This window comes from Streptosporangium sp. NPDC051023, from assembly GCF_040689595.1.
GTDB lineage: Bacteria > Actinomycetota > Actinomycetes > Streptosporangiales > Streptosporangiaceae > Streptosporangium.
Map to the genome: position 1 here is coordinate 22,975 of NZ_JBFBCE010000021.1, position 13,851 is coordinate 36,825.

12 protein-coding genes and 1 pseudogene are annotated in these 13,851 nt (G+C 68.4%); 5 read left to right on the top strand and 8 right to left on the bottom strand.

What is annotated here, in order from left to right; genetic code table 11:
* The first annotated feature begins 14 nt into the window (after window positions 1-14).
* Window positions 15-266 carry a hypothetical protein gene (locus AB0395_RS16090; RefSeq protein WP_366281190.1) on the top strand — a complete coding sequence of 84 codons (252 nt, stop codon included), beginning with the start codon at window positions 15-17 and terminating at the stop codon, window positions 264-266.
* Window positions 267-508: 242 nt separating this feature from the next.
* On the opposite strand, the gene AB0395_RS16095 is transcribed toward AB0395_RS16090, so the two are convergent.
* Window positions 509-820, bottom strand: a complete 312-nt coding sequence (locus tag AB0395_RS16095) for a hypothetical protein (protein WP_366281192.1) — start codon at window positions 818-820, stop codon at window positions 509-511.
* Window positions 821-1,098: 278 nt separating this feature from the next.
* Here AB0395_RS16095 and recA point away from each other — a divergent pair.
* From recA to rny, 3 genes and pseudogenes are all read left to right on the top strand, one after another.
* Window positions 1,099-2,085, top strand: a pseudogene (gene recA / locus AB0395_RS16100) (recombinase RecA); the annotation flags it as partial.
* 124 nt (window positions 2,086-2,209) lie between these two features.
* Window positions 2,210-3,136 carry a recombination regulator RecX gene (gene recX / locus AB0395_RS16105; RefSeq protein ID WP_366281194.1) on the top strand — a complete coding sequence of 309 codons (927 nt, stop codon included), beginning with the start codon at window positions 2,210-2,212 and terminating at the stop codon, window positions 3,134-3,136.
* A 455-nt stretch (window positions 3,137-3,591) separates the two neighbouring features.
* Window positions 3,592-5,211 (top strand): ribonuclease Y, encoded by a 1,620-nt coding sequence (rny, locus tag AB0395_RS16110; RefSeq protein ID WP_366281196.1) that lies wholly within the window; start codon window positions 3,592-3,594, stop codon window positions 5,209-5,211.
* 233 nt (window positions 5,212-5,444) lie between these two features.
* Here rny and AB0395_RS16115 read toward each other — a convergent pair whose 3' ends face one another.
* The 6 genes from AB0395_RS16115 to AB0395_RS16140 all read right to left on the bottom strand — a co-directional run bounded on the left by AB0395_RS16115 (window position 5,445) and on the right by AB0395_RS16140 (window position 11,613).
* Window positions 5,445-7,325 carry a prolyl oligopeptidase family serine peptidase gene (locus tag AB0395_RS16115; protein WP_366281197.1) on the bottom strand — a complete coding sequence of 627 codons (1,881 nt, stop codon included), beginning with the start codon at window positions 7,323-7,325 and terminating at the stop codon, window positions 5,445-5,447.
* A gap of 211 nt (window positions 7,326-7,536) precedes the next feature.
* Window positions 7,537-8,478 (bottom strand): amino acid ABC transporter permease, encoded by a 942-nt coding sequence (locus AB0395_RS16120; protein WP_366281199.1) that lies wholly within the window; start codon window positions 8,476-8,478, stop codon window positions 7,537-7,539.
* The gene (locus tag AB0395_RS16125; protein WP_366281200.1) at window positions 8,475-9,143 is read right to left on the bottom strand and encodes an amino acid ABC transporter permease; all 669 of its coding nucleotides are present in this window, start codon (window positions 9,141-9,143) and stop codon (window positions 8,475-8,477) included. The genes AB0395_RS16120 and AB0395_RS16125 overlap by 4 nt, the downstream gene beginning before the upstream one ends.
* Window positions 9,144-9,194: 51 nt before the next feature.
* Window positions 9,195-10,004: a glutamate ABC transporter substrate-binding protein gene (locus AB0395_RS16130; protein ID WP_366281201.1), complete on the bottom strand. Its 810-nt coding sequence runs from the start codon at window positions 10,002-10,004 to the stop codon at window positions 9,195-9,197.
* Between the two features lie 90 nt (window positions 10,005-10,094).
* On the bottom strand, window positions 10,095-10,850 hold the full coding sequence (locus tag AB0395_RS16135) for an amino acid ABC transporter ATP-binding protein (protein WP_366281202.1): 756 nt from the start codon (window positions 10,848-10,850) through the stop codon (window positions 10,095-10,097).
* Window positions 10,851-10,950: 100 nt separating this feature from the next.
* Window positions 10,951-11,613 (bottom strand): Uma2 family endonuclease, encoded by a 663-nt coding sequence (locus tag AB0395_RS16140; protein WP_366281204.1) that lies wholly within the window; start codon window positions 11,611-11,613, stop codon window positions 10,951-10,953.
* 164 nt (window positions 11,614-11,777) lie between these two features.
* On the opposite strand from AB0395_RS16140, the gene miaB reads away from it, so the two are divergent.
* Window positions 11,778-13,280 (top strand): tRNA (N6-isopentenyl adenosine(37)-C2)-methylthiotransferase MiaB, encoded by a 1,503-nt coding sequence (miaB, locus tag AB0395_RS16145; RefSeq protein ID WP_366281206.1) that lies wholly within the window; start codon window positions 11,778-11,780, stop codon window positions 13,278-13,280.
* Window positions 13,281-13,315: 35 nt separating this feature from the next.
* Here the strand turns inward: miaB and AB0395_RS16150 are convergent, their stop codons facing one another.
* Complete coding sequence (locus AB0395_RS16150) at window positions 13,316-13,849, bottom strand: hypothetical protein (RefSeq protein WP_366281208.1); 534 nt, start codon at window positions 13,847-13,849, stop codon at window positions 13,316-13,318.
* Between the last annotated feature and the right edge of the window lie 2 nt (window positions 13,850-13,851).

The following is a 13,851-nucleotide window of genomic DNA, read 5'->3' on the forward strand; positions in this document are numbered from 1 at the left end:
AGTGGACTGGGAAAATGACCAATTTTCTGATTTTCCTGGCCGCGGCCGCGTTCCTGGCCGTGGTCGTGCCGCGTTACGGCGCGGACACCCGTGACAGCCGGGACTGGGCGCCCGTCGAGCCTTTTCCGCCGGAGCTCGCCGTCGCCCCCGTCGTGACCGGTAGGGAGGTCGGGCGGGTGAGGGCCGGGCGGCGCCCGCTCTGGCGGCGGGCCGCGGCGGTGAGGGCGTCCGGTTCACGCGGGACGATCGAAGTTCACCGTTTCTAACCTCGGCATACGGACCTTTCGGTCCTGGCGTCAATGGCCTGGTTTTCCAGGGGGTGGTATCCGGCGGTACGGTCCACTGCGATGTTCGATGTCATGATTTGACGGAATTATCGACCATCTCTTTTTCGTGCGGCGCTTTCCGCACGAGGCTTCCTCGGGCGCGTTTCCCGCTATCGCCGTTTCCGAAGCCGAAGCCGAAGCCGAAGCCGAAGCCGGCAGGCGTCAGTCGAAGTCGGCAGGGGTCAGCCGGAGTCGGCGGGGGCGCCCCGAGGTGGGGCCGGGGGCTGCCCGGAGTCCCGCAGCATGTGCTCGAGTGAGTCGGCGACCCGCCGGAAGTCTCCCACCTTCTCCTGTCCGTCCGGTGACCACAGGAAGAACCAGCCGCCTTTGGCGGGGGTGGCGAAGACGATCGTCTGCCTCAGGCTGTCCGGATGCCACACCCACAGCACGGGGTCGTCGCCCCCGACCATGCGGCTGGCCAGTCCCCGCTCCGACAGCTCGGCGGACAGGGATCCAAGATAGGTCAGGCGTTGCTGGCTGAAGGTGCTGGTCACGTCGGCCACCTCGGGTCGATTGCCTTAAGGATCACCCCAGCTCAGCCTCATGACAACATGCGCGAGGGAATGCCCGGAAATGTCGCCTTCCGGATGGGGGTGTCGTCGTGGAGGGGCTGGGACAGTCCGGAACATGTGCTGCCGTTGAGCCGCGATCGAACAGTCGTTCGGCTATATTGGACGCGCCGTCGCTCCTCGGCGTGCTCTCCGGAAAATGTCGGTGGCACCCCGTAGCTTTCTGGCAACCGATCCGACCCGCGACCCTCCAGGGGGCTCCCATGGCAGCTAACGACCGCGAGAAGGCGCTCGAGACCGCCCTCGCTCAGATCGAGCGGCAGTTCGGCAAGGGCTCCGTCATGCGTCTCGGTGACGAGACCCGCGCGCCCATCGAAGTGATCCCGACCAGTTCCATCGCGCTCGACGTCGCCCTCGGCATCGGCGGGTTCCCGCGCGGCCGCATCGTCGAGGTCTACGGGCCGGAGTCCTCCGGTAAGACCACCGTCGCGCTGCACGCCGTGGCCAACGCCCAGCGGGGCGGCGGCATCGCCGCCTTCATCGACGCCGAGCACGCCCTCGACCCCGAATACGCCAAGAAGCTCGGAGTCGACACCGACGCGCTGCTCGTCTCCCAGCCCGACACCGGCGAGCAGGCGCTGGAGATCGCCGACATGCTGATCCGGTCCGGCGCCGTCGACCTCCTGGTCATCGACTCGGTCGCGGCCCTGGTGCCGAAGGCCGAGATCGAGGGGGAGATGGGTGACAGCCACGTCGGCCTCCAGGCCCGTCTGATGTCCCAGGCCCTGCGTAAGGTCGCGGGCGCGCTCAACAACACCGGCACCACCGCGATCTTCATCAACCAGCTCCGCGAGAAGATCGGTGTCATGTTCGGCTCGCCCGAGACCACGACCGGTGGAAAGGCGCTGAAGTTCTACGCCTCGGTCCGCCTCGACATCCGTCGCATCGAGACCCTGAAGGACGGCACCGAGGCGGTGGGCAACCGCACCCGTGTGAAGGTCGTCAAGAACAAGATGGCCCCGCCCTTCCGCGTGGCCGACTTCGACATCCTCTACGGGATCGGCATCTCCCGTGAGGGCGGCCTGATCGACATGGGCGTCGAGCACGGCTTCGTCCGCAAGTCCGGCGCTTGGTACACCTACGAGGGTGACCAGCTCGGTCAGGGCAAGGAGAACGCCCGTAACTTCTTGAAGAACCACCCCGACATGGCCAACGAGATCGAGAAGAAGATCAAGGAGAAGCTCGGCATCGGTCCTCGTCTGGACAGCCCGGCCACTCCGCCGCCCGCTGCTCCGGCTCCCGCCGCGGCTCCCACGGGTCGTGGTTCCAAGGCGGCGCCCCCCAAGCCGGGTGACGTCTGATCCGGGTTGACCGATGACGACGGGACCTGATTCCGGTCCGGCCGACGCGGCCGGGCCGCGAGACTGGGGTGCCTGGCCCGACGTGCCGCAGGCCGCATCCTCCGGGGTAACCGGACAAGGCTCCAGGAGAGGAGGCGGCCGCGCCCGCCGCTCTCGCCGGGACCGTCCGGAGACGTGGGACGGGTTCGGCGCGGACGACGACGGCTCGGATGCCCAAGAGGCTCGGGGAGAGGGTGCCGGCGGCAGGAGTGGCCGGGGGGCTCGGCGCGCCGGGCGGTCCTGGGAGGGGCGTGAGGGCGAGCGGACCTGGGGAGGGCGTGGATCCGGGCGGTCCGGCGAAGAACGTGGGGGCGAACGGCTCACCGGAGGACGTGGGGTCCTGCCGGACGGGCCGGTCGAGGGCTCTCCGGCGAGCCGGGGACCTGACGCCGATCCGCAGGCGGTGGCGCGGGCGATCTGTCTCCGGCTGCTGACCATGGCGCCGCGCACCCGGGCCCAGCTCGCGGAGGCGCTGCGCAAGCGTGAGGTGCCGCAGGAGGCCGCGGAGGCCGTGCTGGAGCGTTTCTCGGAAGTCGGCCTCATCGACGACGAGGCGTTCGCCGAGGCGTGGGTGAACTCCCGCCATGCCGGACGGGGGCTCGCTCGCAAGGCCCTCGCCTCAGAACTGCGTCACCGGGGTGTGGACGAGGAGATCGTCAAGGACGCGGTTGAGCAGCTCGACCCCGAGCAGGAGGCCGAGACGGCACGCAGGCTGGTGATGCGCAAACTGTCGTCGACCCGTGGCCTGGAGCCCGCGGTCAGGACCCGGAGGCTGGCGGGCATGCTCGCCAGAAAGGGATACGGTCCGGGCCTGGCCTTCCGGGTGATCCGTGAGGCGCTGGAGGGGGAGGAGGCGGAGAATGCTGCTTCCGTGGCCGAGCCCGATTATCCGGATGACTGATGAGTTATCCGGATGACAGATGAGGGCATTTCGTGACAGTCGGTGTTCTCTTCGCTTCACGGAATAACGGGCACGGCGAAGGCGAAACCATCACCGCCGGTAACGGCGGACCGGTGACGCCCGCGCCACGTCCGGCTGTGTCGCGCGGGAGAGAAGGGGCGTCCCCTTGCGTTCGGGCGTTTCCCAGCGGTTCTTTGCTTGCCCGTTACCTCTCTGACGCTTAACCTCGACGGCAGTGAGGAGTTACTCCGCGCAGCGCGGATTGTCATAACGGTGAATTACGGACGAACAAGCTTGACGGATGCGGGTAGACGGCGGGTCGGTGGGGAAGGGCCGGTGCGACGTCGATCTCGGATCGATATTTGTCCTGGTGGTGCCACCCGCTTGGACTTTCCGTGCCGTGCGTGTGACGCCTCGTGTCTTGCTATTGGCAACGCGAGGAGGGCGGGGCGCGCATGAATTCGGTTGTGGTCGTCACTTTGACGGTCGCGGTCGCGGTTCTCGCCGTGGTGACGATAGCCGCGCTGATCGTGTTGCTGCGTCGCACCGGGGGGGTGCTGGGAAGGCCGAGTGGACCTTCCGCCGAGCAGGAGGCCGCGATCCAGGCGGAGTTGGAGGAGGCCAGGCGTGAGGCCGCCGAGATCCGAGCCAGAGCCGAGGGCGATGCCGGAGAGCTCCTGCGCAGGTCGGAGATCGCTGTTGAGGCCGCCGCCGAGACACGCAAGGACGCCGAGGCGGAGAGCCGCCTCCTGAAGAACGAGCTCAAGGAGTTCCGCTCGGATCTCGAGCGGAGGGAGAAGCGGCTGGCCGAACGAGAGCAGCGGCTCGACGAGGAGGCCAGACGTCAGACGGAGCGGGCCCGTAAGCTCGCCGAGACGGAGACCGAGCTCGCCGACCGTCGTGAGGACCTCGACCGGGTCGCCCAGGAGCGCAGGGCCGTTCTGGAGCGGGTGGCCGGGCTCACCGGTGACCAGGCGAAGTCCGAGCTGGTCAGGGATATCGAGAACCAGGCCAAGCGTGAGGCCGCCCTGATCGTCAGGGAGATCGAGAGTCAGGCCCGCAAAGAGGGGGAGAAGCGCGCCACCAAGATCGTCACATTGGCGGTCCAGCGCGTGGCCACGGAACAGACGGCCGAGTCCGTCGTCAGCGTTCTGCACCTGCCCGGTGACGAGATGAAGGGCCGCATCATCGGCCGCGAAGGCCGTAACATCCGCGCCTTCGAGTCGACCACCGGCGTCAATCTGATCATCGACGACACACCCGAAGCAGTGTTGTTGTCATGCTTTGACCCGGTTCGCCGGGAGACCGCCCGGCTGACGCTGGAGAAGCTCGTCCTCGACGGGCGCATCCATCCCCAGCGCATCGAGGAGGCCCACCAGCGAAGCAAGGCCGAGGTCCAGGACCTGTGCGTGCGCGCGGGCGAGGACGCCCTCGTGGAGCTCGGCATCACCGAGATGCACCCCGAACTGATCACCCTGCTGGGCCAGCTCCGCTATCGCACTTCCTACGGTCAGAACGTGCTCGGTCACCTGGTCGAGTCCGCCCACATCGCCGGGATCATGGCGGCCGAGCTTCGGCTCGACCCCGTGCTACTCAAGCGCTGTACGGTTCTGCACGACATCGGCAAGGCGCTCACCCATGAGGTCGAGGGCAGTCACGCGCTCATCGGGGCCGAGATCGCCAGGCGGTACGGCGAGCACGAGGACGTGGTCCACGCGATTGAGGCCCATCACAACGAGGTCGAGGTCAAAACCGTCGAAGCCGTCCTCACTCAGGCAGCGGATGCCATCAGCGGTGGCAGGCCCGGCGCCCGGCGCGAGTCGCTCGAGGCGTACGTCAAGCGGCTGGAGCGGCTGGAGGAGATCGCCACCTCCTACGAGGGGGTGGAGAAGGTGTTCGCCATGCAGGCGGGCCGGGAGATCAGAGTCATGGTGAAGCCCGACTCCGTCGACGACATCCAGGCCCAGGTGATCGCCCGCGACGTGGCCAAGCAGGTCGAGGAGGAGCTCACCTATCCCGGTCAGATTCGCATCACGGTCGTCAGGGAGTCCCGCGCCACGGAGTTCGCCCGCTAGGCTCCGCTCCCTTCCGGGGATCTTCTGTCCCTACGGTCCGGAGATCTTCTGTCCTTACGGCCGACCGGCCGGACGGCGCCTCGCGGCGCCTGTCCGGCTGCGGGATGTCCCTGCCTTCCGGCGCCTGTCCGGCTGCCGGGTGACCTTGCGGTGCGGTGCTTGCTCGGCTGCCGGGTGACCTTGCCGTGCGGTGCCTGCCTGGCTGCCGGACGATCCCGCGGTGCGGCCCGCTGTCAGGTGCGGAAGAGCTGCTGGTAGAACGCGAGTTCGGTGGCCAGGGCCGCGCTTCGGGTCTCGGCGCGGCGGAAGCCGTGGGACTCGCCCTCGAAGGTGAGGTAGGTGCAGGGGACACCGCGCTCCGCGAGGGCGTCGGCGAAAGCCTGGGACTGCGCGGGAGGCACCACCGGATCGGACAGGCCCTGCAGCAGCAGCATCGGACACGTCACCCCGGAGACCCGGCCGAGCGGCTCGCGGGAGCCGTAGAGGGCGGGATCCTCGGGGCCGACCAGCCACTCGATGTAGCGGGACTCGAAATCATGGGTGGTCGCGTTGAACGAGGCGAGCGCGCTCACGCCGTAGTAGGAGACGCCGCCCGCGAACGTGTCGGAAGTGCAGCAGGCGGCCATGACGGTCCATCCGCCCGCGCTGCCGCCCCTGATCGCGATCCGTCGCGGGTCCGCCAGCCCCTCGGCGGCCAGCCATTCGGCTACGGCGATCGAGTCCTCCACGTCGACCACGCCCCACTGACCGTGCAGCAGGTCCCGGTAGGCGCGGCCGTACCCGGTCGAGCCGCCGTAGTTGACGTCGACCACGCCGATGCCCCTGCTGGTGAAGAAGGCCTTCTCCAGGTCGAGCGCGCTGACGCTGTGCGACGTGGGACCACCGTGGGCGAACACGACGTACGGCGGAGCGCCGTCGCCGCGAGCCTCCGGATGGGACGGCGGGTAGACGATCGCGTGCACTCGCCGCCCCGATCTGCCCTCGAACTCCACGGCCCGGGGCACCGGAAGGTAGGCGGGGTCTGGCAGCTCCCCGATGTCGCGCCGGAACTCCTCGGCCCGCCCTGTCGCGGTGTCCACCCTGACGACGGACCTGGGCACCGCGGCGCCGTACGCGATCGCGGCCACCGCGTGTCCGTCGGAGGACAGAGACGGATGCCAGCCGTCGTAGGGCGTCTCCAGATCGGTCAGCACACCGGTTTCCGGGTCGAGGATGCCCAGCCGCAGGTCTCCACGCCCGTGCAGCAGGGCGATCCGCCCGTCGGCCAGCGGTGCGTAGGACGAGCCGCCGAGCTGCCACAGCGGCCCGGCGCACTCCTCCTGGAGCGGGCAGAGCGCTTCGGGCGAGGCTTCGTCAACGCCGATCCGGTAGAGGTTCCACCAGCCCGACCGGTCGGAGACGAAATACAGGTTCCGATCGTCACGCCAACGGGGGAAGAGCACCGATTCGGCGGTTGCGCCGCTCACGGTCCTGGTTTCGCCGTCGGAGAGCCGGGTGACCCGCAGCTCGGTGCCGTTCCACGGCATGCGGGGGTGGTCCCAGCAGACGTACGCCAGGTGCTCGCCGTCGGGAGACAGAGAGAGGCAGGCGTAGAAGTCGCTCCCGCGGACCCGCTCGTGTGGCTCCGCCCCGCCGCGCAGGGGCACCGAGACGATCGAGCGGCTGACCCCGTCGTCGTCGTGGTGCCGCTCGCGGACGCACCAGACGTGTCCGTCGCGGACGATCATCTCCGCGTAGCGGAGACCGCTCTCGAGGCCGGGCTCCGGCGTGATCGCCTCGGGTTTCCCGCCGGGGAGCAGGAGGTAGAGCCGCTGGTCGGTGAAGTTCGCGAACACCACCCCTCCGCCGGGCACCGGGGCGTACGGCCGCCCGCCGTACTCGTGGACGCGGGTCCTGGCGTTCCACGGGGCGGCCAGCAACTCGCTGCGGGTGCCGTCGGCACCCTGGTGCACGATCGTGGTGCGTCCGCCCTCCAGGGGGCGATCCTCGCTCCACCACATCTCCGCGCCGGACACCGTCGGGAATCCCAGGCGCAGCCCCGACCGGGCGACACCCGTGGTCGAGATCGGAGAGGGCCAGGTACCGTACGGCCGGACGATCTGCTCGGGGGACATGGCGCCATCCTGCCCGATAACCCGCCGCCTGTCGCCGGTATGGCGCTCATCCCGCGCGACATGCGGAAATTCGTTTTCCACGACCACCGAGCGCAGTCCCCCAAACGGTGATGATCAGGTTTTCCCGGGCAGTGCTGAGGCGGCGGGTGGGGCCGCCGGTACACGGGGGCGGGCAGCGGAGCCGGTGACCGCTCTCCCACGGAGCCCCGGGTCAGTCCACCGCGGAGACGCCCGGGGCCGGGCCGGGCACCACGATCGCTCCCGGAGGCTCGACGGGCCGGGCCGTGGTTCTACGGCTGCGGCGGCTGCGCCGTTCCAGCCAGGTGGCGATGGCGCCGACGATCAGGTTGATGATGATGTAGACGATCGCGATGACGATCACCGCGGGGATGATGTTGTTGAAGTTCGACGGCAGCACGCGCGCGCCCGCGTTCAGCAGGTCCTCGAACGCGACGATGAACCCCAGGGCGGTGTCCTTCAGGAGCACGACGAGTTGCGCGACGATCGCCGGCATCATCGCCGTGACCGCCTGTGGCAGCAGGATCATCCTCATGACCTGGCCCTTGCGCAGCCCGACCGCGAGGGCAGCCTCGGACTGGCCGCGAGGGATGGACTGGATGCCCGCTCGCACGATCTCCGCCAGCACCGACCCGTTGTACAGGACCAGCCCGATCACCACCGCCGCGAACGGCGTCACGGTGAGCCCGAAGACCGCGCTCCCGCCGTACATCACCGCGAAGATCATGATGAGCAGCGGGATCGCCCTGAAGAACTCGACCACGACGCCTGCGGGGACGCGGATCCAGGAGTGGTCCGACAGCCGCCCGATGCCCAGGACGAACCCGAACGGCACCGTGATCAGCGAGGCGACCACCGCGGCGCTGAGGGTGTTCAGCAGGCCGGGCAGGATCAGGTTGACCCACACGTCGCCCCGCAGGAACGGCGTCCACAGGGCCGGATCGAGCTGGTTCTTCTCCTCCAGCTTGGTCACCATCACATAGGCGGCCAGCAGCACGGCCAGGATGACCAGCACCGTGAGCACGTTGTTGCGCAGCCGCGCGCGAGGCCCCGGCGCGTCGTAGAGGACACCGGCCCGCTCGGGCACGCTCGGGTGCCCGCTCGCCTGCTCCGGCTCGGCGGTCACCGCGCTCATCGGACCACCGCCAGCCGCTTGGACAACCAGGTGAACAGCAGCCCGGTCGGCAGGGTGAGGACCAGGAAGCCGAGCGCGAACCCGAAGAAGATCGGCACGACCGCGTCACCGTGCGCCTCGAAGAGCGTTTTCATCGTCAGGGAGGCCTCGGTGACGCCGATGGCGGCGGCCACCGTGGTGTTCTTGGTCAGCGCGATCAGGATGCTCCCCAGCGGGGCGATCACCGCGCGCAGCGCCTGGGGCAGCACGATCAGCCTGAGGTTTTGGGAGAAGGTCAGGCCGATGGCGCGGGCCGCCTCGGCCTGGCCGAGCGGCACCGTGTTGATCCCGGCCCTGATCGCCTCGCAGACGAACGCGGCCGTGTACGCGGACAGGCCGATGATCGACAGCCAGAGGTAGTTGGTGGACAGGCTTGTGGAGAACGAGACGTCCAGGACCAGCCCGAGGCCCAGCCCGCAGAACACGATCACCAGGGTCAGCGGGGTGTTCCGCAGGATGTTCACATACGCCGTGCCGATGCCGCGCAGCACGGGCAGCGGGCTGACCCGCATCGCGGCCAGGATCGTCCCGAGGACCAGCGCCGTGATCCCGCTGGCGAACGTGAGCCGGATCGTCAGCCAGAAGGCTTCCCGGATGGTCGGGAACTCCTCGAAGAGTGCGTGCACTCGTCCCTCCAGTGGCCTGGGGCCGGGACGCCCGCGCCCCGGCCGGACCGGTCAGTAGCGCTCGATGGTGGGCGGTGTGGTGAAGAACTTGCCGAATTCGCCGAAGTTGGCGTCGACGGCCTTCTTCCAGCTGCCGTCGGCGAACATCTTCTCGAGGGCCTTGTTGATCTTCTCGCGGGTGTTCTTGTCCTCCAGCTTCACGCCGATGCCGTACTTCTCCTCGGAGAAGGGCTTGCCGACGAGGCGGAACTTGCCGGGTGACTGGGTGGCGAACCCGGCGAGGATCGTCGCGTCCGTGGAGATCGCGTCGACCTGCTTGTTCTCCAGCAGCGGCAGGCAGGCGCCGTAGCCCTGCTGCTCGGTGAGGTACTGGCTCTTCCAGGCGTCGCCGAACTTCTCGACCAGGCGCTTCGGCGAGGAGGAGCCCTGGGCGCCGCAGACCTTCTTGGTCTTCAGGTCGTCGACGCCGTTGATCGTCGTGTCGTCCGCGCGGGTCAGGATGTCCTGGCCCGTGATGAGGTACGGCCCGGCGAAACCGACCTTCTTCTTGCGGTCGTCGGTGATCGAGTAGGTCGCCACGACGATGTTGACCTGGCCTTGCTGGATGAACGCCTCACGGTTGGAGGACTGCGCCTCCTTGAACTGGATCTGGTTGTCCTGGTAACCGAGTTCCTTGGCGACGTACTTGGCCACGTCGACGTCGAAACCCTTGAACGAGCCGTCCGGCTGTTTCTGTCCGAGGCCCGGCTGGTCAATCTTGATGCCCACGACGAACTTGTCGCCGCCGCTGCTGCACGCGGTGAGCCCGGCCGCCAGGGCCGCCACCGTGATCACTGCGGCTCCGACACGATGTACACGCATCCTGCTACCTCGTCTTTCCTCAAGAGAAATTGGGTGAGCCGTCAAGGGGGGTGGGTCCCCGCCGTTGCGAGGGCCCGTAGAAACCGCTCCCTAGTGCGTAAGGATCTTGGAGAGAAAGTCTTTCGCCCGGTCGGTCCTGGCGGAGGTGAAGAACTCCTGGGGAGTGCTCTCCTCGACGATCTGGCCCTCGGCCATGAACACCACCCGGTCGGCCGCGCGGCGGGCGAACCCCATCTCGTGGGTGACGACCATCATCGTCATGCCTTCGGCGGCCAGGCCGATCATGACGTCGAGCACCTCCTGGACCATCTCCGGGTCCAGCGCCGAGGTTGGCTCGTCGAACAGGATCATCTTGGGGTTCATGGCCAGAGCGCGGGCAATGGCCACACGCTGCTGCTGGCCGCCCGACAGCTGGGCGGGGTACTTCGACGCCTGGGCGCCGATGCCGACCCGCTCGAGCAACTGCATGCCCTGCCGCTCGGCCTCGGCCCTGGCCAGGCCGCGCACCTTGATCGGCCCGAGGGTGACGTTCTCCAGGATCGTCTTGTGCGCGAACAGGTTGAACGACTGGAACACCATGCCGACCTCGGACCTGAGCCTGGCCAGCGGCTTGCCCTCCGCCGCGAGCGGCCGCCCGTCGAAGGTGATCGTCCCGCTGTCGACGGTCTCCAGCCGGTTGATCGTCCGGCACAGGGTCGACTTGCCGCCCCCCGAGGGGCCGATGACGACGACCACCTCGCCCCGGGAGATCGTCAGATTGATGTCACGCAGGACATGGAGGTTGCCGAAATGCTTGTTCACGTCCGTGAGGACGACCAGAGGAGCCGCTTCCCCGTTCTCCGTCATGAAACACAACGTAAATCTGTAAGCGGCACCTCGGGCTAACCCAGAGGTACCGATCAGATCACAGCATGCTTACTTTGGGTAAAGATTTGTCGTGTTTCTGTCATATCTCGGCGAGAGCGGCCGGGGCGAGCGTCAGTTTGAACGGCTCGGTCGGCTCGACGGTCGCGTCCGCGCTGATTCGGTGGGTGAGCTGGTATTCGCGGTTCGCTTCCAACGTGTACGTGAAGATCACGGGAAGTTTCTCGTTGCCCTGACCGCGGAAGGGCCTCATCTCGACGCGCCAGAAATGCGGGATGCCCGCCTCTGCGTACTTGGCGTACTTGGCGTGCTTGGTCTGGCGGTCCGTGGCGGTGGTGGACTTGGAGGCGATCTCCACGACCAGGTGTGCCCATTCTGGCTGGGCCACGTTCGCGTCTCCCTCGAAGGGGGCTTTGTCGACCACCATCAGGTCGGGGATGACGCCTGGTTTCCGGTCCAGGAGCAGGCCGGTCGCCGTGATCGGCACCACTTCCTTCGGGCGGACACTCTCCAGATAGGTCTGGAGCCGGTCTCCGAGGCGCTGATGCCTGAACGATGGCGCTGGGGACACGATGAGGCTCCCGTCGATGAGCTCGTAACGACTGCCGTCGTCACGCGAGTTGAGCTCGAACCACTCATCGACGCCCAGTTCGCCGGGAGTGCTCCAGACGCTCGTCGACGTTGCCTTCCTGTGCGGCTTCCTGGCCTTCACGGGCGCCTCCGAGGTCTGCACGAGCATCGCCATCCCGGCTCACCGCTCTCAGCTGTCGGACGAATCTCATTCTCACATGCGGCTTTGGAACCCCAGCTTAGCGATTCCCTTGACGTAGAGTGACGAATTCATTACCTGAAGTGGGGATGGTGTGGGCCGTCCCCGGAGGTCGGCGAAGCGCCTACCCTTGTCTTGAGATGACTGTCACCGTGGAGAGCGCCCGCACGTACGAGGTTCGTACCTACGGGTGCCAGATGAACGTGCACGACTCCGAGCGCCTTTCCGGCCTTCTCGAGGACGCGGGATACGTCCCGGCGCCCGAGGGCGAGACCGCCGACGTGGTCGTGTTCAACACCTGTGCCGTGCGGGAGAACGCCGACAACCGGCTCTACGGCAATCTCGGGCACCTGCGTCCCTCGAAGGTCAGCAACCCCGGCATGCAGATCGCCGTCGGCGGCTGCCTGGCGCAGAAGGACCAGGGGGAGATCGTCCGCAGGGCGCCCTGGGTCGACGTGGTCTTCGGCACGCACAACATCGGCTCGCTGCCGGTGCTGCTGGAGCGGGCGCGCGTCCGGCAGGAGGCGCAGGTCGAGATCAAGGAGTCCCTGGAGACCTTCCCGAGCACGCTGCCGACCAAGCGGGAGTCCGCGTACGCCGCCTGGGTCTCGGTCTCCGTCGGCTGCAACAACACCTGCACGTTCTGCATCGTGCCGTCGCTGCGCGGCAAGGAGAAGGACCGCCGTCCCGGCGACGTGCTCAACGAGGTGCGCACCCTGGTCGACCAGGGCGTGCTGGAGATCACCCTCCTCGGCCAGAACGTCAACACCTACGGCGTCGAGTTCGGCGACAAGCTTGCCTTCGGCAAGCTCCTGCGCGCCTGCGGCGACGTCGAGGGCCTTGAGCGGGTCCGCTTCACCAGCCCGCACCCGGCCGCGTTCACCGACGACGTCATCGCCGCCATGGCCGAGACGCCCAACGTGATGCACCAGCTCCACATGCCTTTGCAGTCCGGCTCGGACCGGATCCTCAAGGCGATGCGCCGCTCCTACCGGGCCGAGCGCTACCTGGGCATCATCGAGCGGGTCCGCGCCGCCATGCCGGACGCGGCCATCTCGACCGACATCATCGTCGGCTTCCCCGGCGAGACCGAGGAAGACTTCCAGGAGACGCTGGACGTCGTACGCCGGTCGCGCTTCGCCAACGCCTTCACCTTCCAGTACTCCATCCGTCCCGGCACGCCCGCCGCGACCATGGACGGCCAGGTCCCCAAGGAGGTCGTGCAGGAGCGCTACGAACGTCTCGTCGCCCTGCAGACCGAGATCTCCTGGGAGGAGAACAAGAAGCAGGTCGGCCGGACGCTCGAGGTTCTGGTCGCGGAAGGCGAGGGACGCAAGGACGGGGCGACCAATCGTCTGTCCGGGCGTGCCCCCGACAACCGCCTGGTCCACTTCACCCCCGGCGCCGAGGTTCCGCGTCCCGGTGACATGGTCCGCGTCGAGGTCACCTACGCGGCGCCGCACCATCTGGTCGCCGACGGGCCCGCGTCCGAGCTGCGCCGTACCCGCGCGGGCGACGCCTGGGAGGCCAGGCAGGCCGCTCCGGCGGCCACGGGCTCCGGGGTCATGCTCGGCATGCCGTCGATCGGCCGTCCCGCCGCCCCCGCCGTCCAGGAGTCTTCCGGCTGCTCCGTCCGCTCCTGAGCCTCGGAAGGGACACCCCGGCCGCAGGCCTTCGCTCAGCGGTTCGCCAGCTCGTCGAGTACGGCCCGGCAGTACGCACGGCGGAAGTCGTCGAAGGCCGCGCAGGGGTCGGGCCGTCCGGGCGATGATCCGGCCTGGCCAGGGTGAGGCCTGGCCGGGGTCGGGGCGGCTGAGGGCCGGGAGAGCGAGCCGGAGATCCGGGGACGTGGGCCGGGAGGCCGGGAGAGCGGACCGGGGATCCGGCGGCGTGGGCCGGGAAACCAGGAACGTGGGTCGGAGATTCGGTGGTGTGGGCCGGGAAGCCGGGAATGCGGGCCGGGGATTCGTCTCACCTCGCGGCTCGGCTTCGCCCCCTGCCCGGCGGGGCGCCCGGCGGGCGGGACGAGCACGGCCTCCGAGGCGGAGGGGCCGGCCCCGCCCACTTCCCGCGGCGGACCCGCGATGGTCGACGTGATGCCGGGGGAGACGGCGGGGAACCCGGCATCCACGGGGCTGAACGGGGGCGGGTCCGGGACCGCGCTCACGATGAGCGAAAACCCGAGCCCCGTGACGCCGACGACTGCGGCCACAC